Origin of the sequence: Rivularia sp. UHCC 0363 (genome assembly GCF_034931125.1) — a bacterium.
Classification (GTDB): domain Bacteria; phylum Cyanobacteriota; class Cyanobacteriia; order Cyanobacteriales; family Nostocaceae; genus Rivularia.
Genome location: NZ_JAYGHM010000007.1, coordinates 120426 through 139956, shown reverse-complemented (window position 1 = coordinate 139956; position 19531 = coordinate 120426). Strand labels below are relative to the sequence as shown.

Below are 19531 nucleotides of genomic sequence, written 5' to 3'. Positions count from 1 at the left end.
TTCCTCTTAAAAAGATTCATCAGTATTTTTATGAGTATTCCCAGTATTCTTAAGTCTCTTCATCGCCATTTCTAAACTTAATTTCATCCTTTTAAAAGCTCTGGCAAGATTACCGATTTCGTCATTAGACACCTGGTCAAAATCTACTTCCATATGTCCAGTACTAACTTCCTCAGCCACACGAGTAATTCGTTTCAGCGGAAGTATAACTTGTCGATTCAAAAATATATTTACTAATACAATAACCGCCGCAAAAACAATAGATACAGTCCCAATAATTGCTACAGAAGATTTATTTGCTTTTTGAATAACTCTATCCGCAGGAACTGAAATGATTTGAGCGCCGATTATTTCATTTAACTTCCATCCAAACCCGTGAGCCGTACCATAACGCTGTATCATGCTTGGAGGTGCAGCATCTGGTGTACTGTGACACTGTAAACAACTTTGTTCAGTTACTTTTAACGGACGAGCAACATAGAAAATATCTCCACTAGGAAGCGAACGGAAATCACTTTTTTCTAATTTTGGTTTACTCTTAAAACCCTCAACAATTTTTGTTTCAAAAGCATCAGCTTTATCTCGAAGATTAGTTGGGTTGAGCGTTGCTTCTTTATAAAAAAAGTCTTTATAATCTGCTTGCTTTCTGAGATTTTCAAATACTTCCCTAGCCGAATAAGCAGGTACACTTTGCGGTAAAAAATTTGTTGCTAATTTTTCTGTTAATTCTGGATTGATTTGAGTGCTAGTGTAGTTGCGAACTGAACTCATGGTTTCCATCAAAATTAAAGCCGTGTTCTCGACTTCGCGTTTAGCATTCTGCCTTAGTACAAAAGATAAAATAAGTCCGCTGCTGCTAATTCCTACAATCAAGATTATCAGTAGTAGAATTGTAAATTTTTGTTTTAGCTGTAAATTTTTTAACATTTTTAATATCTTGCAAAAACTTCAATAATATAATTAGTTAGCTCTCAAATAACTCAAGCAATAAATAATAGTAATTGCTACAAAAACAAATTCAAGTATTGCGGATGATGCCTGGATTTATGAAATTTATTTTTCTTAATCAAACAGGATTAATTTAAAATTACTGTATACTGAATTTTAATATATCACTGACTAAGCAAGTAATTCTTTTACAATAAACTAAGATTTGTTTATATAAAACCTGGGTTATAAAAATTCTTATTAAATTATCTTAACCAGACTAGAAACTTATGCAACAATAAATACCAGTAAACCATAGATTTCACCAATGGTCTGGCAGAGGGGGAAAAAGTTAAATAGCGATCGCTACACAATTGAAAAGATTCTCGGTGAAGGGGGAATGGGTATAACCTATCTCGCCAAAAATCAACGTAGCGAATTACGGGTTATCAAAATTATAAAAGAAGATATTCTTCATAATCCCGCTTGGAACAGTGTATTGTACTCCCGGTTTTGCTCCACCAGAACAATACCAAAGGTCAGCACCACGGGGAGAATTTATTGATGTTTACGCTTTAGCCGCAAGTTTATACACCTTACTTACGGGATTTATTCCTACAAGTGCCGATCGCAGAAGTAAAAACAATATTAAGATTTGGCAACAGCAGTAAGTCGGTACAAATAATACAAACTATGTAATGGTTGGGTGAACTGGTATCAAAGCCTTCTCCCTACTCCCTACTCCCTTTTCATAACTGTGATTTTTAGCGCCGATCTACTTAGACAATTATCAATGTTAAATTGTTGACTGTTCACTGATAACTGTCTCTCCAGATAGACATCCAATTTTCCAAAAATTGTGAAAATGTAAGACGTGAAGTTTTAAATTTGAACAATTTATCTTATGAACTTTGGTATTTTCGAGATATTTGGGATTTTTCTGCTGCTTTCTTCGTTGCAACCGATTTGGCAGCGTCGTAAAATGGAATATCGTCGCTTTCGCAGTCTCGATGAGTTTCAGCAAACACGTAAAAGTAGAGTAATTTTACTGATTCATCGTCAAGAGTCGATCAGTTTCTTGGGTATACCAATTTCAAGCTATATTACCATCGAAGATTCTGAAAAAATTCTCCGGGCAATTCGCCTGACTCCACCAGATGTACCTATAGACTTGATTTTGCATACTCCCGGTGGCTTGGTTTTAGCAACCGAACAAATTGCCAGAGCTTTAATTCGTCATCAAGCTAAAGTAACCGTTTTCGTGCCTCACTATGCCATGAGTGGTGGTACAATGCTTGCCCTGGCAGCCGATGAAATCGTCATGGATGAAAATGCGGTTCTCGGACCCGTAGATCCTCAACTCGGTAATTACCCTGCTGCAAGTATCATCAAAGTTGTTGAAGATAAACCCATTAGTGAAGTTGATGACCAAACCTTGATTATGGCTGACCTATCGCGCAAAGCCATGAATCAAGTACAGCGCTTTGTTAGAACCTTACTTAAAGATTGCATCCCTCAGCAAAAAGTTGACCCAGAAAATATCGAAAAAATTATCGAAGCTTTGACAACCGGAAGAGTTACTCACGATTACCCAATAACCGTTGAAGAAGCAACGGAAATGGGGCTACCCGTCACAGCCGGATTGCCCCGAAGCGTTTACGACCTGATGGAACTGTACCCGCAACCCCAAGGAGGAAGACCTTCGGTACAGTACATCCCGATGCCTTATGATGACCGCCGTCCCCTGCTTCCGGTTCCCAAAGGTAGACCGATGGAAGAGCAAAACGGCTAGCTTCTAGGGACAAGGGGACAAGGAGAATTTTAACCTTTGACCTTTGACCTTTAACCTTTAACCTTAATTACTCCCAACTATCCCCCATCCCCAATATCCTTTAAATTTTAGGGTGTTGGTGTTGGTGTGGGTGTTGCTTCATCGTCAGGTGATTCGGTAGGTGTTGGTGTTGCTTCTGGGAATACAGGAGTTGGAGTTACTTCCGGTGTTGCCGTTGGTGATGGCGTTGCTTCCGGTGTAGACTCCGGTATTGGGGTTACTTCCGGTGTTGCTTCCGGTGATTCGGTAGGTGTTGGTGTTGGTTCGGGAAATACGGGAGTTGGTGTTACTTCCGGTGTTGCCGTTGGTGATGGTATTGGCGATGGTGTTGCTTCCGGCTCAGGTTGTGGAGTGCCTTGCTTTGCTTGTTGATTAAGTTTTTGTCGCAAAGCTAAGTCAGCGATTCCAGTTTTTTCAACCTGTAACTGTTCTTGATATTCTTTTACTGCGTCTTGCGTTGTTAGTCCGTAAAATTGATCGAGACGTAACTTTGGATTGGGCTTAGCAACCAAATTCAAGTTGTACTTGAGACTTTTGACGATTTCAGCGGCAAAATCCTGAGTTTTTGGTCCTGCGATACCGTCTACTCCTAATTTGTACCCCTGCTGAAATTCGCGGATTGCTTTTTTTGCTTGAGCATCCGTCAAGGGCGCGTCCGACACTCCTACGTCGTATCCTAATCCGTACAATACAGAACGAAATTCCCGTGGAGTATAATTGCGCTGACGAGCTGCCAAAACGGTACTCGAAACAGCTACACTACCTGCAATTACACAGGCGGTTATTACACTAATACTTCTATTACTAAACTCACACCACATAAATTTTAACTCCGAGTCATTAGCTGCATTTTAAGTTTATTTAAGGCATTTTTTTCTTATTATTGATAAATTTTTGATTAATCTAAATTTTTTTTAATTATTGAACATATTTCGCCAAAAATAATTTTGTCATCTTCCTATAGATGTATTTAAAAAAAACCTGTATAAGTAGTTCAAAATTTTTGAATTGAGCCAATATTTTAGGTAATACAAAATACATTAGTTATTTATTTACTTAGTAGCAAATGGTCTGGAATTCCTGATTATGTTATGAGTAAATTAAATACGCTACGTCGGTTGCAAGATATGTAATACTACTGAAAATTAATGGAAAGTAAAATTTATCACAAGCGAATTTGGTTTGAAAGATTAATAGCGCTGATTGCCACAGTAAACTTAGGTTTAGTATTATTCAATTTAACTTACATTGGGTGGCGCGATTTTTACTTACGCAACTTGCCTCAAATCACAAAAATATACGACCCCATCAAAGGAATTGAACCCCATAGAGAAACTCAAAAATATTTAAAAACTGTAGCAGAATTAGAACAGCAAATCGACGAAACCGGGTTAAATTCACCTCTCTCAACCAGTAAAATCAAAGAATTAAGGGACTTGAGCGTAGAAATAATTGAAAATAATCCATTTGCAGTTGCTTCTAAAAGCGGCACTTTGGAGAAAATCAAAAATATGATGCGCGAACATCTTAATAATGAATCTGCGAAACGAGCCTTTACTATTTTCTGGAGTACCGATTATTTATTAAAACAAGGTTGGAATCAAGAGATCGGTTTTTTCAACAGTAAAATAAAACCGTTAATTGCGACTAACTACTATCGAAAAATTGGTGAAAATGGAGAATTTATAGATAATTTTTGGATAATAGACTTACCATTTATACTTTTATTTACTATTGAATTATTAGCGCGTAGTTACTGTATAAAACGTCACCATCCTGGGTTTAGCTGGTTCAATGCTGTATTATGGCGCTGGTACGATATCTTTTTAGTATTACCATTTTGGCGTTGGTTACGAATCATACCTATATTATTTCGTTTAGAAAAAGCAAAGTTATTAGATTTACAAACGATACGGCATCAAGCTCAACAGGGGATTGTAGCTAATTTTGCTGAAGAAATAACGCAAATTGTGGTGGTGCGAGTGATAAATCAAACTCAAAGTTCCATTAAACAAGGAGAGTTGATCCGTTGGCTGCAACAAAGTCAAACATTGCGTCCTTATATAGACATTAATAATATCAACGAAATAGAAGCCTTGGGAGGAATTTTCGTGCAAACGGTGATTCATCAAGTGCTGCCAAAAATCCAACCGCAAATCATTGCTCTTTTACAGCACAATATAGATACCGCATTCAACCAATCTCCCATCTACCGTAATTTCCGAAACTTACCCGGATTGGGACAAATGCAAACTCAGTTGAGCGAACAGTTGGCCATTCAGATTGCGACAAACCTCTACCATGCTTTAGTCTCGGCAACAGAAGACCCAGTTTCTGCCAAACTATCAAGCCAATTAATAAAGCGCTTTTCAAAAGCCTTGACAGACGAGATTCAAAAAAAACAAGTAATATCAGAAGTACAAAGTTTATTAATCGACTTCCTCGAAGAAATTAAAATTAACTACGTTCAGCGTCTTTCCGAAGAAGACTTAGAGCAAATTCTCCAACAAACCAGACGACCTTCCAAAGTATCACTTCCCCTATTAACAGATACAAACGATCGCACGAAGCCTTATCTTTGATCCATATCGATCAAAATTTAGATGAGCGATCGTACATTTTTTGCTGCAAGCATTTTGAAAAAATGCGCTAAACTCAGATTAGAGACGAGCTATCTTACAGTTCGTTGCAAGACTTCTTGGAAGATATACTTATCGCAGGGAGTGGGTAGTAGCCCACTTTTTTTGTTGGAATTGCCACATGACTCATCCTTTAGTTCCCCAAATTATAGACTTAGCGACACCAGTAGCAGAAGACCTTGGACTAGAGGTCGTGAAAGTGGTTTTTCATACCAATCAAAGCCCGCCAGTATTGCGAGTAGACATCCGTAATCCCACGCAGGATACTGGTTTGAATGATTGCGAGCGCATGAGCCGTAATTTAGAAGCAAATTTGGATGCAGCGTCAATTATTCCGGATGCCTATGTATTAGAAGTGTCTAGTCCTGGTATTTCCCAGTATTTGGAAACCGACCGAGAATTCATCTCTTTTAAAGGGTTCCCGGTTAAGGTTTGCACTTCTTCACCCCATCAAGGGCATTCCTCGTTACACGGTAAACTGGTTAGCCGAGATGAAAACAGCGTTTACTTAAATAAGAAAGGTCGTGTAATCGAAATTAAGCGCTCGAATATAAAAGGCGTGCAGTTAGACCAAGGTGATTGAGTAGGGAATCTACCAGGACTGCTTTTTACACCCGATGAAAAATGGTTTTTTTGCTAAAAGAATGAGCATAAGAACGATTCTATTAGTTGTTAAACCAACAATTAACCATTCTTTCTAGCAGGACGGCTGTTTTGTGAAAAGCGAGAAGTTGCACAAGCGGGGCAATCTTGATAGTTAGTCTTTCCTTTTAGGAGAAGACCGCACTTTTCAACAAACACCGACTTCTCGTCTCTAATTCCGGTGTTCCCGGTAGCGATTTTTTAAAGGAGAACGATATATGTCAATGCTTAAATTACTTGGATTAAAAGAATTGATTGAAAGTATAAGTCAGGAGCGAAATTTACCGCGTCTTGCAGTACAGTCAGCAATTAGAGAAGCGCTACTCAAGGGTTACGAACGTTATCGTCGCGCTCAGAATTTAGACCGTAAACAGTTTGATGAAGATTACTTTGACAATTTTGAAGTAGAACTGGATATCGAAGATGAAGGATTTCGCGTTGTTTCGACAAAAACTATAGTTGAAGAAGTAACAAATTCCGATCATCAAATTGCTGTTAAGGACGTTATTAAAGAAGTCGAAGAATTTGGTGATGACGCAGCGCAATTAGTAGGACAAGAAGTAGTTGTAGATGTAACTCCTGATAAAAAAGAATTTGGTCGCATGGCCGCGATGCAAACCAAGCAAGTATTATCGCAAAAATTGCGCGACCAGCAGCGACAATTAGTTCAAGAAGAATTTCAAGATTTAGAAGGAACCGTACTGCAAACAAGAGTGTTGCGGTTTGAAAGACAATCGGTAATCATGGCTGTTACTAGTGGTTTTGGTCAGCCAGAAGTAGAGGCTGAATTACCTAAGCGGGAACAACTACCCAACGATAATTATCGGATTGGCGCAAATTTTCGAGTTTATCTCAAGAAAGTGTCGCGGGGTCAACAGCGAGGTCCGCAGCTACTGGTTTCGCGGGCTGATGCGGGTTTGGTCGTGTATCTTTTTGCCAACGAAGTTCCGGAAATTGAAGATGAAGTCGTGCGAATTGTTGCCGTAGCCCGTGAAGCCAATCCTCCATCTTCTTATGTGGGACCGAGAACAAAAATAGCTGTAGATACCTTAGACCGCGATGTAGACCCAGTTGGTGCCTGTATTGGAGCGCGGGGTTCTCGAATTCAAGTGGTAGTCAATGAATTACGCGGCGAAAAAATTGATGTGATTCGCTGGTCTCCAGACCCTGCAACTTATATTGCTAACGCTTTAAGTCCGGCACGAGTTGATGATGTGCGGCTAATGGACCCAGAAACACGACAAACTCACGTACTTGTAGCCGAAGATCAATTAAGTTTAGCGATCGGTAAAGAAGGACAAAATGTTCGTTTAGCTGCTAGGCTTACAGGCTGGAAAATAGATATTAAAGACAAAGCTAAATACGATTTTGAAGGAGAAGATGCTAAATTCTCAGATGTAAGAGCGCAACACGCAGCAGAACTTGACGAACTCTCCGAACTAGAAGAACTTCAAAAACAACAAAATCAACAGCTTAATTCCCAAGAATTTGAAACTACACAAGACGAGGAGGAATTTGAATCCGAGAACCAAAAAATTTATTAATAGCAATAATCCGCCATAATAGCTAAAGCTAAATAGTCAGTTAAAATGAACAAGAATTGGAGGCGCTGTATTAGTTGCCGAAAAGTCAGTTTAAAACAAGAGTTTTGGCGGATTGTCCGCGTGTTTCCTTCAGGAAAGGTACAATTAAATGAGGGCATGGGGCGTTCAGCCTATATTTGTCCAAATCCGAGCTGCCTGCAAGTTGCTCATAAAAAAAATAGATTAGGACGAGCGTTACGTACATCAGTGCCAGAAACACTGTATACAACATTGTGGCAGCGCTTATCTCAAAGCTATACCCTGCAATAAACTTTTCATAAAGCGATTAGATAGGGGGTTCTTTTCAGAATAATCTTAATTGATGCGGCTATGTCCGATAGTACTGTTGATTAAACGATCTTTTAGTAACATACGGTCAGTGCCAAAATTATAAATGAGTATTGACACATGACTCTGTTATATGATATGCACTTGCAAAACTTAGTCATTGTAGGCTTTCATGTGTTAAACCCAACAGAAACACCACCAAAACAAACAATTAAATATTGGCACCTACTTGGTAATGTTTGGGCGCATTCGTCCGGCGTTAGTCAACATTGTGCAAGCGTGGAGATGCCAGCTTTCCCACGGTCACATCTCTCTCTCCTAATGGTCAAAACCCTTTTCAAGTTGAAAACGGCAACCATTACACAGTAACTCAAGGATGGAGATGTCGCAAAAGCTGGCAACCATCCGTTAAAACTGTAAATTATAGGGGAAGAGTGGATGAACAACGGCAAAGTCAGAATTTACGAATTATCAAAGGAATTGAATTTGGAAAACAAAGAGCTATTAGCAATTTGCGACCAGCTCAATATTGCGGTCAAAAGCCATAGCAGCACGATCGCAGAATCTGATGCAGAACGTATTCGTTCGCAAGCGGAAAAACTAACGTCTACTTTAGCGTTGTCGAAAGAGCATGGTACAAGGGGGCATAATGATTCTCGCAACCATGCTTCTGCACCTAACAAACCACAAATCTTGGAAATTCGTAGCAAACCAAAACCACCAACCAACTCCAACAATTTAGCTAACCCTGAGAGCGCATCAAATCCGGCTGCGCCCCCCTTACCTTTTACTCCTGACTCTCCGATGGAACCAGTGGCACCAACTGCACCCGCTTCTCAAAATCAGTCTCAGAAACGAAATAACTCTTTATCCGTGGCGAATACGAATAACTTAGCATCCACCTCCTCCTCAGAATCAGATAAAACGGCTTTGAGCAAACCAGAAAAATCAGTTTCACCCAAATCTAAACCGGAAATACTAAACGCACCCGAACTGACTGCTCCACCTACTAGACCCGTGGCAGCAAAATCAAATTCCGGTTCGTATGATAGCGTCGCCGAAAAACCAGTTCTCAAGCGCGACAAAGACAAAGACAAAGACAAAGACAAAGACAAACTAAAACGGCAACAGAACAAACCCCCTGCGGACAAACCGGCTGCGGATAAGGTCGAATCGAACGCACCAGTCTCAAAAACTGCGCGTCCTACAATTTCGCCAGTATCAAAAACGGAAAAACCTCAAAAGCCGAGAAAAGTAGCGCCCGGTGGTAGTTCGGATGACGTACAGCGTCCGAGGAAGACAGTACGTCAAGATTCATCAGCTCCTCCGAGCGTATCGGCTCCACTAAGACCGCCATTAAGACCGGCTGCGGCGAAATCAGAAAATGTCGATCCAGATGATGACGACAAAGATAATGATGTAGTCGATGATGTCGTTGAACTCAAGCGTCCAACACCCCCTCGTTTGCCTAGAGGTCAGAAAAAGCGGTCTAAGCAAGAGGAAGCTCTCGAAGAAATCAAAGAAGCTGCCAAAGCTGGTAAGGTTGTCAAGAACAAACGTCTTAAACCAATGGTTGAAGACGATTTTGATGAAGACCTACTTAGCGAAGATGAAGCAGGCGATAGCATCAAAGCAGCAGTTAGCAACGCGATCGTTCGTCCTCCCAAGCCAAAAAGTTCCAGACCAGCAGCAGCAGCACCAACTCCTGCGGCACCAAGCAAAATTAAAAAGTCTGGGTCTCGCGACCAAAATCGTCGGCGCGGCGGTACAGGTGGCAACAATGCAGAAACAGAAGTCAAGAGCCTGCGTCCCGAAAGATTAACGGTTAGCGGTCCAATGACCGTACAAGAATTGGCGGATGCTTTAGAAACGCCAGATACGGAAATTGTGAAAATCTTGTTCATGAAGGCGATTGCTGTTAGCATCACTCAAAGTCTTGATACTTCGACAGTGATGATGGTGGCAAAAGAGTTAGAAGTAGAAGTTGATATTCCAGAACCAGAAGCCGAAGCTCGTAAAGTTACCGAGATGCTCGACTTTGAAGACATGGATCATCTCATCCGTCGTCCGCCTGTAGTAACTATTATGGGTCACGTAGACCACGGTAAAACCACTTTACTCGACTCAATTCGTAAAACTAAAGTTGCTTCCGGGGAAGCCGGAGGTATTACTCAGCACATTGGTGCTTACCACGTAGACATAGAACACGACGGTAAACAGCAGCAGATTGTCTTCTTAGATACTCCCGGTCACGAAGCATTCACGGCGATGCGGGCAAGGGGAGCGCGAGTTACAGATATTGCCATATTGGTAGTAGCTGCTGATGATGGCGTTCGTCCTCAGACAGTTGAAGCTATTAGTCACGCTCAAGCTGCGGGAGTGCCGATTATTGTCGCCATCAACAAAATTGATAAAGAAGCGGCACAGCCAGATCGAGTCAAACAAGAGTTAGGTCAGTATTCTTTGGTACCAGAAGAATGGGGGGGCGATACAATCATGGTTCCCGTTAGTGCCATCAGAGCAGAAAACCTAGATACACTCTTAGAAATGATTGTTCTGGTTTCGGAAGTAGAAGAACTGCAAGCGAACCCAGACCGTTCGGCAAAAGGAACGGTGATCGAAGCCCATTTGGACAAAGCAAAAGGTGCGGTCGCAACGCTGTTAATTCAGAACGGAACCTTACACGTAGGAGATATTCTGGTAGCCGGTTCCGTATTCGGAAAAGTCCGGGCAATGGTTGATGACAGAAGCGAACGAGTGGAAGCTGCAACTCCTTCCTTTGCTGTAGAGGTATTGGGCTTAAATGACGTACCTTTTGCAGGGGACGAATTTCAAGTATTCAAGAATGAGAAAGAAGCACGCTTACTTGCTAACGAACGAGCTGAGAAAATACGTCAATCCCGCTTGATGCAAGGAGGACGTGTAACCTTAACAAGTATTTCAGCACAGGCACAAGAAGGCGAGTTAAAAGAACTCAATTTGATCTTGAAAGCAGACGTGCAGGGTTCGCTCGAAGCTATTTTGGGTGCGCTGACACAAATTCCGCAAAACGAAGTACATATTCGGATGTTGTTATCTGCTCCAGGGGAGATTACCCAAACAGATATCGATCTTGCAGCAGCCAGTGGTGCCGTAATTATCGGCTTTAATACCACATTTGCTAGCGGTGCAAGACAAGCAGCAGACGAAGCTGGTGTAGATGTACGAGAATACAATATTATCTACAAACTCTTGGAAGATATCCAAGATGCATTAGAAGGTCTACTGGAGCCAGAATTAGTCGAAGAACCTTTAGGTCAAGCAGAAGTGCGTGCTGTCTTCCCAGTGGGACGCGGTGCCGTTGCTGGTTGCTACATTCAGTCCGGTAAGCTGATCCGTAACTGTAAAGTTAGAGTACGTCGCGGTAACAACGTCATATTCGAGGGTGTGCTTGATTCACTCAAACGGATGAAAGAAGATGCGCGTGAAGTTAACTCCGGTTACGAATGCGGTATCGGCGTTGATAAATTCAGTACGTGGGAAGAAGGTGACATCATTGAAGGTTATCAAATGGTGACTAAACGTCGCACTCTTACAATGACAAGATAGTGAGTAGACAACGGTGTAATAGCAATTGTCGAGCTTGGCAACTTAAGTGTTTTAATCTTTTAGTTGCCATAGCCTATAAGACTTCCCAAGTCAGAACAAAATTATTAATTTTTATATTATGTAGAGATTTTAGGCTTCGCCTTTATGTTTCTACATATTTTTATTTGTATATTTAAGTAGGTTGGCTTTAATACCAGTTTACCCAACCGTTACATAGTTGGTTTTATTTGTGCCGACTTACTTAGTTCCGACGAAGCAGGGGAATCAAGCCTAATCTACACTGAAAACCGTAGAATTCCTCAAAAATTTTGTTGATTTTAGTAGCAACGGTAACAGAAATATCCGTAACTTAACCACTACTTTAAAAAAATATTCTAGTTCAAGAAAATTGCAAAATATCTGATAGTAAGCCCGTATTTTCCATTAACACACAGCATTACGAGTATATTCAAATATAGAATACCTCTAAGTAATTAAACGAAAAGTAATTAAAAAAATTTTGTCCTAATTAAAATTGAATCAAGGAGTGAATAATTATGAGTATCACAGTTAAAAGCAATGGTAATTTAGAAGATAGTACTGACATTTGGCACAATCTCAAGCAGGCGATCGCAATTAGTTCTGGTTTTCAACGCTGGCAGCTAGAGCGGGTACAATCTTCGCATATTGAGCAATTGAGTTTAGATGAGCAGGTACAGCGGTATTTACGAGAAACCTTAGAAAATTTAGCCTACTAATCAATCAACAATCAACAATTATTCTTCCTTTGAACTAGAAAACAAACTTGGGTCTAAATAATTAATCCGTGCTAGGGGGCTGAGGGCAGCAAGAACCTGAGCGCCGTAACTGCGATAAATTACTCGACTATCAAGTAAAGCGACTACACCGCTAGAATCTCGTACTGGAGCAACAGCCCGCTGTAGTTCGTTTAAAGCTGTGGGTAATAAATATAAGCGGAACCAATCTTGATGAGAATGCTTGTAGTAACTCACCCTACCAGCTACCAAAGGATTCTCCAAAGATGGTAAAGGTAAAGTCGCAATAATTAGCATTTTTGGAGAAGGTAGAACTGTTTGATGTTCGCGCCAAAATTCCCAACCGCAGACTAAAATCCCATTTTCATCCAAGCAAGTTTTATCTACCTGCACCCGCGAACCAAATTCGGAAGCCAAAATTGCCCCTAACTGAGATTTCAGGGGTACATCTCCTACCAAAATAACCGTTAAACCTGGTGATGTGGCGCTCAAACATACCAGAGTCCGAACTTGATGAATAAAAACAGGTTTGAATTCTGGGGTATTAGGTAGAGGTAATTTATTAGGTATATAAAGTTGAATAGCTTGAGTTTGATTGTCCGAAGAGAACTTCAAGCAAGTCAAATCGCCCAATCCCAAGCGTTGACGAAATAATGTAGCTTCAGTCTCAGGTTCCAAGGCAGAACCAATCAATACTACAGGTTGTCGCTGCCAAATCGGCGCGAGAATTTTCCCTAATTCAATTGGGGCGCAATGTAAAGAAAATAAACCTTGACGGCGGCTAATAGTAGCCCAAAGTAAAGGAAGAGAAGGTGAAGTAGCAGCAATTTCATGTCTGTTTTTAAACAACTGCCAAAACTTTTTCCACGGATCGGGGAGGCTATTTAAATCTAAATTTGAATAAGTCCGGCATAAAATTTCTTCTTCTGGTTCCGATATCAAGTAACATTCGTAAGGATTTGCAGGATGTTGAAAAATCTCATGGGTTAACTGCACCCGATGAGTGCGAATTATCGAGGCAAACGAAGGACAAGCCAGCATTAGCTGTTCCCAATCGGCGGGTTGAATACTAACGGTAAGCTGTTCTCGTATCCAATCTTCCAGGTCATCTACACCGTCAATAATTGTGGGAATATTTGGAGGAAATTTATTGTCAGAACTCAACTGTGCTTTTAACCAATCTTGGGGAGAAGTGAGGAGAATTCCTTTGAAATCATCAAACGGTATATCGCCGACAATTATGGGTTTATTGACTTTTAACCAATGAAGTAACCTGGGAATTTCTACCTGTAATAGACGCTGCTGTACGGGTTGAGTCGCAACAATAATTACAGCCCCATGCCACATTAAAGCCGAGGCAACAAAACTAGTGCGATATTGTCCTTGATAACCACAAGCAGCCCCTACTTGAATTAACGCGCTACGTCCTACCCTCAAGGCGCGTGCTACCAACCGTGCCATCGTCAAATGATGCGGCCAAGAAGGAAAACCCTCCTGCGATCGCAGGAAGTTATGTAGCGATAAATGAACTTCTGCTTCAATCACGCGCTTTGAATCCCATACATGTAAGTTTTGAGTCAAATATGAAAATTAATTTTATAAAATTTAGTTTTAAACAGTTCTTATCCTCTTTTATATTATGTTGTTGGTTTTTAGGCAGCAGTGTTTACTACCTAATTGTTACACTACAGACGATTAAACACTTTTTTTGCATAGGTCAATCGACTATTACAAATTATGTAACGCAGTGGAAGCGCGGATGCACTATCCACTCGAATTAGGTTTAACCTATTGCGAACAAATAACTTATTACCTTAACCATAATGCCAACTTATAAAGGAATTTCCAGCGAAGCTTTTAAACATCCCCTGGATCGACAAGCCGAAGAAACCTTAAGAGGTTTACCAGGGTTTGATTTCATTGCCCGTAAATTTGTGGAATTCATCTACGAACGTCCGCAATTAGTTTATCTAATGGGGAATGCCATTGAAGTTGGCCCGCGACAATATTCCACTATCTATCAGATATTTCGGGAATGCGTCCGAGATTTGGATATTTATCCAGAACCCAAACTGTTTGTCGAGCAAAATCCTGTTGCCAACAGTTATGCTTTGGGACAGGAGCATCCTTACATCGTCATCAATACAGGGATTTTGGATTTGCTCAACGAAGCCGAAATTCGGTCTGTGCTAGCCCACGAACTGGGACATATTAAATGTGGTCATACTATTTTAATCCAAATGGCGATGTGGGCGATGAATGCCGCCTCTATTGTGGGGGAACTAACTTTTGGGATTGGTAACTTAGTTAGCAGCGGTTTGATTTATGCCTTTTTTGAATGGAGACGTAAAGCAGAATTATCTGCCGATCGCGCTGCATTATTAGTTACAGATGACCTAAATACGGTAATGTCGTCGATGATGAAGATTTCTGGAGGTAGTAATAAATATGCCCATGAATGCAGTTTACAAGAATTTATTCGTCAGTCGGAAAATTATCAAGCATTAGACGAAGACGGACTCAATCAAGTCTATAAATTCTTAATGTATAACGGCGCTCAAGGGGTAATGCTTAGTCATCCTTTCGCAGTCGAACGCATTCATTTTCTACGGGAATGGGCAGTATCTCAAGAATATCGGCAAATTAAACAAGGAAATTATCCTCAAGAATCTGATAGGAGTGCAGTAGATGTGACGCAAGTCAATCAAAACGAAGAACTCGAACAATTGCGGCGACAAATAGAAGAATTACAGCAAGAAATTAATCAAATTAAACGTGATTGATGAAAGTAAACAGATAGCTGGTTACGTTACTCAAGAAAGCCCCCCAATTTAACGGGGGGTTGGGGAGATATTAAATAGTAAATACAGTAGTTTGCAAATAAATGAGGTACATTCCCCTACTCCCTTATAACGATATGTCCTGTACCTCACTCAAATGAAATCGGCTGTAATCGCGATTAATTTGGAAAGCGATTTCTAAAACTAATAAACCCAATCCTTAAACCTATTTTTGCAAAATTTTAAATATTGTGCTTGGAGAAGCAATAACATGATTTAGATCGCTACTTTTTATCAAAGGGTAAGATATTTCCTTCAACCGCTTCATTCTTTCCATAGTCTGTAAAAACTGATTTTTGCGTAACTCTTTCCCGATCTGGGTTATTTCTATCTGAATTTTCTTCATCTTCCTCGTTTAATTTTTCTAGATTCAAAATTATTTCTGTAGCAGAGGGTTTACGTACCAAAGGAAATATAATTTCTTCTAAGTCAGACTCTAATTCTGTTGGTTCCCGAACGCAATCAAATAGTTTTTTGGCTTCTTCATAATCAATCACAAAGCTATGAGAAGGATAGTTATAAATTAGGTCTTTGATAACTTCAATACCTTCCGGCTTTAATCTTTGACCATAAGCTAAAGCAATATTCATCAATCTATTCATTTCACCCAATCTGAGCGGGTCAATTTGACTGGAAATCGGGGACAATAAATTAACAGCCATAGAACTAGCAATGTCCGCTGCTGTCTTAGTAGTAATCAGCGCTTGAGTCCCAGAAATTAAGTTTAACAAATAACTCTCAAACATTTCAAAAGCTTGGGAGCCAATTACAGACAAAGCTTGCTGGATATCTAATACAGACTCGCTTCTAAAGTCATCATCTTTGGTAACTTGGACATCAAGGGGACCTAATTCACCAAAGTCGGATATGACAATTTCATCTGCTCCCAATGCCAATAAAGTCCCAGCACTTTTGCAATAACCAAAGACAAATAAAGTAAACTTCTTATACTTTCTTTTGATATAACGGGCAACTCTAAAAGCTGCATCGGGGTCGCCACCGTAAGTAGTCATAATCAAGACTACATTATCTCTTTTTGGTGATGATTGTTTGATTTCATTAATTAACTTATCGGCGTTTAAATCTGTGATTTCAGCACTATATAGAAAAACATCAGCATTGAGTTCTTCTGAAACATACTCAACGCATCTAATTAATTGCTCTTTGTTTTCCATCTAATTAATATATAAATATCTATTTGTAACTTAGCCTGCATATTTTTTAGACATAAGTTATCAAATTATTGCTGAATTATTACGGATTTTAAAGATATAAAAAATACAATGTGGCGATTGAGTTAAATTATGTATATTACCTGCAATCCTATTTCTCCCCAGACTCTGGCTGGGAATGCTTTTTAGAAGGCTCTGCCTTCAGTCAAACCTAAATCAAATCAATACCTAAAAGCCCTTGTCTTTGTATAAATTTGTGGCAGTTAGAGAAGCTCCAATAGCTTAGTTAATTTCTTGTTCCCAGACTCTGGGTGGGAACGAGAAATTGAAAAAACCCAACTATTCTCAATGTACAATGCGGGCAGAGAACTATAATGAGATCTTGCCGCTCGTAAGTTCGTAAACCATGTCGGAAGAAGATATCCGTGCCACAAGGCTAGAAAAAGTAGAACAGTTACGACAACAGGGAATGAATCCCTATGCTTATAGTTGGGAACTAACCCATCATGCTGCTGAATTACAAGAAAAGTTTGCCGATTTAGCCAACGGTGAAGAAGTTGATTTTGAAGTAGCGATCGCCGGACGAATTATGACCCGTCGTGTCATGGGTAAGTTGGCATTTTTCACTTTGCAGGATGAAACTGGCACTATTCAGCTTTATTTGGAGAAAAAACGCATTTCTGAAAGTATGCCTGATATTGATGAGTCAGCTTTCCAAAATTTGAAGCAGCTTACGGATATCGGCGATATTTTAGGAGCTAAAGGAACTATTAAACGGACTGAAAAGGGGGAATTATCGGTTTATGTGCGGCAATATGCTGTCTTAACCAAATCCTTATTACCTTTACCCGACAAATGGCATGGGTTAACTGATATTACTAAACGTTATCGTCAGCGTTATGTAGATCTGATTGTTAACCCAGAGGTGCGACAAACTTTTCGTCGTCGGGCTTTGATTACTGCGGGAATTCGTCGCTATTTGGACGAGCGGGGATTTATTGAAATTGAAACTCCGGTAATGCAAAGTGAAGCGGGGGGTGCGGATGCACGTCCGTTTATCACTTACCACAATACGCTGGAAATGCAGCTGTATTTGCGGATTGCTACCGAACTTCATTTGAAGCGGTTAATTGTCGGTGGGTTTGAAAAAGTTTTTGAATTAGGACGAATTTTCCGCAATGAGGGCATTTCAACCCGTCACAATCCGGAATTTACCACTATTGAACTTTACCAAGCTTACGCCGATTACAACGATATGATGGATTTGACTGAAGGTATTATTACTACTGTCAGTCAAGAAGTTATCGGTACGCTAAAAATTAATTACCAAGGAACTGAAGTTGATTTGACTCCTCCTTGGCGAAGAGTCACAATGCATGATTTGGTCAAAGAATATTCTGGAGTCGATTTTAATTCTTGCCAAAATTTAGATGAAGCTAAAGCTAACTGTAAAGATGCTGGAATTGAAGACATAGATGATTGCCCTACCCTGGGTAAACTTCTAAATGAAGCGTTTGAACAAAAAGTAGAAGAAAATCTAATTCAACCTACATTCGTCACTGATTTCCCCGTTGAAATTTCACCTTTAGCAAAACCCCATCGTTCTAAACCCGGTTTAGTTGAACGATTTGAATTATATATGGTAGGCAGAGAAACTGCTAATAGTTTTTCCGAGCTTACCGACCCGATTGACCAGCGTCAGCGTTTAGAAGCACAAGCAGAACGAAAAGCTGCGGGTGACTTAGAGGCTCAAAGTGTTGATGAAGACTTCCTTACCGCTTTAGAATACGGAATGCCTCCTACGGGTGGCTTGGGTATCGGTATTGATCGCTTAGTGATGTTATTAACCGATGCGGCTAGTATTCGGGATGTTATAGCTTTTCCCCTACTCAAGCCAGAAAAGCCGATTGCTGAAAATTCCCCGGAATAATTTTTCCAGGTGCGTTTGGTATTGCCTAACGCACCATTTTTACTTTATATATAGTTAATGCAATCGGACTAAATCTAATTTTATGATGCGAGGGATATCATTTTTTGCAAGCAAAAGATATCAAAAATAGGCTAAAATCTTTAATAAGGGAAGCATCTATAGTAGACCCGAGTTTAGCAAGCAGATTAGATGAAATAGATCGTTGGGTAAAAGACTTAAAACCTGGTTCTTTGACTGCTAAAAAATTTGTAATTTTATTTTTAGAACAAGTAATAAGAGATGCTGAAGCTTGGTTGAGAGTCAAATCTTTACCGACCTACGAAGAACAGCAAGCAGCTTTTAATGCCTTGAAACCGAGTTTAAAATTTTGGTACAGCTACTTATTTCCCAAGTGGCTAAATGAGAATGATGCCAAATTTTACATTTGGAGACAAAAATTAATGTCTGGTGAATTCGCAGGGGAAGACATTGATTTTATTGCATCTGTAATAAATAACGTTCAACGTCGTGGAGGTACTGTTGTCAAAAGATATATTGCTGACCTCTCAATGGCAACTGATATAATTGTAAGTAGTAAGTCCGATAAATCTCTTTGCGTTCAACTTACTAGCTTAAGTGAAGAATTTTTTCAAGAAAAATCGAACAATTGGGAATCTACGTTGCGTTTTTGGAAGATAGATAAAGGATTGCTACTAAGTTACAATCCGGGTGTGACTGATTTTGTAGACAGAATAGTTAATGTAACGCTGTATAACAGCGACAATTTGGAAACGGGTATTTATTTAACATTTAATTTTTAATTAATTTGTAGCTAATTTTTAACGAAGCGTGTAAGTCAAGATTTTTTAGTACTTTGAGTCAGAATGGTTAAAGAAATGTCAATCGACACTCAGAAGAGATTAGATAAGTTTATAGAATCTGTAGAAGCAGCTCAAAAATTACAAAATGACATAGTTAGGTATGGATTAGAAGCAGCTTACTTATATGCTGAGGATGTTGATGGAGATTGGTTAGAAAGGTGGGATGAAGACGAACTTACACAAACTAATTTTGTAGAATCAGTTACTACTTTTTTGGAAAGTGATGATTGGGTAGCTGTCAGCGTGAGAAAGCAGTCACAAGGTAAATCACTGCAAGAAATAGCCACTCAATTAGAAGATTGTCTGAGACTTTCGGAAGCAGAAAATAGAGTATTTGCGATTAAAACTATGTTAGTAGAAAGTGCTAGCTGTCGTAATAATCGCAGTTTTGGCTCGGACGATACTGTTGATTTGTTGGATTTAGCAGAACATTTGGTTCAGAGGTTGGAGATAATTTTTCAAATTAGCCGGTAATG

Annotated in this window: 15 protein-coding genes and 1 pseudogene; 12 read left to right on the top strand and 4 right to left on the bottom strand. The window is 39.8% G+C overall.

From position 1 onward, the window contains the following. Nucleotides 1–6 precede the first annotated feature (6 nt). Nucleotides 7–927: a c-type heme family protein gene (locus VB797_RS06410; RefSeq protein WP_323236821.1), complete on the bottom strand. Its 921-nt coding sequence runs from the start codon at nucleotides 925–927 to the stop codon at nucleotides 7–9. A 328-nt stretch (nucleotides 928–1255) separates the two neighbouring features. On the opposite strand from VB797_RS06410, the pseudogene VB797_RS06405 reads away from it, so the two are divergent. Together VB797_RS06405 and VB797_RS06400 are read left to right on the top strand one after the other, a co-directional pair. After that, a pseudogene (locus tag VB797_RS06405) lies at nucleotides 1256–1571 on the top strand (hypothetical protein); the annotation flags it as partial. A 260-nt stretch (nucleotides 1572–1831) separates the two neighbouring features. Then, nucleotides 1832–2719, top strand: a complete 888-nt coding sequence (locus tag VB797_RS06400; RefSeq protein ID WP_323236820.1) for an SDH family Clp fold serine proteinase — start codon at nucleotides 1832–1834, stop codon at nucleotides 2717–2719. A gap of 107 nt (nucleotides 2720–2826) precedes the next feature. On the opposite strand, the gene VB797_RS06395 is transcribed toward VB797_RS06400, so the two are convergent. Further along, nucleotides 2827–3579 (bottom strand): peptidoglycan-binding protein, encoded by a 753-nt coding sequence (locus VB797_RS06395; RefSeq protein ID WP_323236819.1) that lies wholly within the window; start codon nucleotides 3577–3579, stop codon nucleotides 2827–2829. A 327-nt stretch (nucleotides 3580–3906) separates the two neighbouring features. On the opposite strand from VB797_RS06395, the gene VB797_RS06390 reads away from it, so the two are divergent. The 6 genes from VB797_RS06390 to VB797_RS06365 all read left to right on the top strand — a co-directional run bounded on the left by VB797_RS06390 (nucleotide 3907) and on the right by VB797_RS06365 (nucleotide 12235). Continuing rightward, nucleotides 3907–5340 (top strand): hypothetical protein, encoded by a 1434-nt coding sequence (locus VB797_RS06390; RefSeq protein WP_323236818.1) that lies wholly within the window; start codon nucleotides 3907–3909, stop codon nucleotides 5338–5340. 178 nt (nucleotides 5341–5518) lie between these two features. Further along, the gene (gene rimP, locus VB797_RS06385) at nucleotides 5519–5980 is read left to right on the top strand and encodes a ribosome maturation factor RimP (protein ID WP_323236817.1); all 462 of its coding nucleotides are present in this window, start codon (nucleotides 5519–5521) and stop codon (nucleotides 5978–5980) included. Nucleotides 5981–6263: 283 nt separating this feature from the next. Continuing rightward, nucleotides 6264–7583, top strand: coding sequence for a transcription termination factor NusA (gene nusA, locus VB797_RS06380; RefSeq protein ID WP_323236863.1), 1320 nt, complete (start codon nucleotides 6264–6266; stop codon nucleotides 7581–7583). 45 nt (nucleotides 7584–7628) lie between these two features. Then, nucleotides 7629–7892 carry a YlxR family protein gene (locus tag VB797_RS06375; protein ID WP_323236816.1) on the top strand — a complete coding sequence of 88 codons (264 nt, stop codon included), beginning with the start codon at nucleotides 7629–7631 and terminating at the stop codon, nucleotides 7890–7892. A 456-nt stretch (nucleotides 7893–8348) separates the two neighbouring features. Continuing rightward, a complete protein-coding gene (gene infB, locus VB797_RS06370; protein ID WP_323236815.1) occupies nucleotides 8349–11498 on the top strand; it encodes a translation initiation factor IF-2 in 3150 nt (1049 codons plus the stop codon). A 533-nt stretch (nucleotides 11499–12031) separates the two neighbouring features. Beyond that, the gene (locus VB797_RS06365) at nucleotides 12032–12235 is read left to right on the top strand and encodes a hypothetical protein (protein ID WP_416350843.1); all 204 of its coding nucleotides are present in this window, start codon (nucleotides 12032–12034) and stop codon (nucleotides 12233–12235) included. 18 nt (nucleotides 12236–12253) lie between these two features. Here VB797_RS06365 and VB797_RS06360 read toward each other — a convergent pair whose 3' ends face one another. Continuing rightward, a complete protein-coding gene (locus VB797_RS06360; RefSeq protein WP_323236813.1) occupies nucleotides 12254–13798 on the bottom strand; it encodes a helicase C-terminal domain-containing protein in 1545 nt (514 codons plus the stop codon). A 278-nt stretch (nucleotides 13799–14076) separates the two neighbouring features. Here VB797_RS06360 and VB797_RS06355 point away from each other — a divergent pair, with 278 nt between their 5' ends. Further along, complete coding sequence (locus tag VB797_RS06355) at nucleotides 14077–15036, top strand: M48 family metallopeptidase (protein WP_323236812.1); 960 nt, start codon at nucleotides 14077–14079, stop codon at nucleotides 15034–15036. Between the two features lie 281 nt (nucleotides 15037–15317). On the opposite strand, the gene VB797_RS06350 is transcribed toward VB797_RS06355, so the two are convergent. Continuing rightward, nucleotides 15318–16268, bottom strand: a complete 951-nt coding sequence (locus tag VB797_RS06350) for an SDH family Clp fold serine proteinase (protein WP_323236811.1) — start codon at nucleotides 16266–16268, stop codon at nucleotides 15318–15320. A gap of 403 nt (nucleotides 16269–16671) precedes the next feature. Between VB797_RS06350 and lysS the strand changes: the two genes are divergently transcribed. The 3 genes from lysS (at nucleotide 16672) to VB797_RS06335 (ending at nucleotide 19529) form a co-directional block, all read left to right on the top strand. Next, on the top strand, nucleotides 16672–18195 hold the full coding sequence (gene lysS, locus VB797_RS06345; protein ID WP_323236810.1) for a lysine--tRNA ligase: 1524 nt from the start codon (nucleotides 16672–16674) through the stop codon (nucleotides 18193–18195). Between the two features lie 104 nt (nucleotides 18196–18299). Continuing rightward, nucleotides 18300–18995, top strand: a complete 696-nt coding sequence (locus VB797_RS06340; protein WP_323236809.1) for a hypothetical protein — start codon at nucleotides 18300–18302, stop codon at nucleotides 18993–18995. 75 nt (nucleotides 18996–19070) lie between these two features. Further along, nucleotides 19071–19529 carry a hypothetical protein gene (locus VB797_RS06335; RefSeq protein WP_323236808.1) on the top strand — a complete coding sequence of 153 codons (459 nt, stop codon included), beginning with the start codon at nucleotides 19071–19073 and terminating at the stop codon, nucleotides 19527–19529. Nucleotides 19530–19531 lie beyond the last annotated feature (2 nt).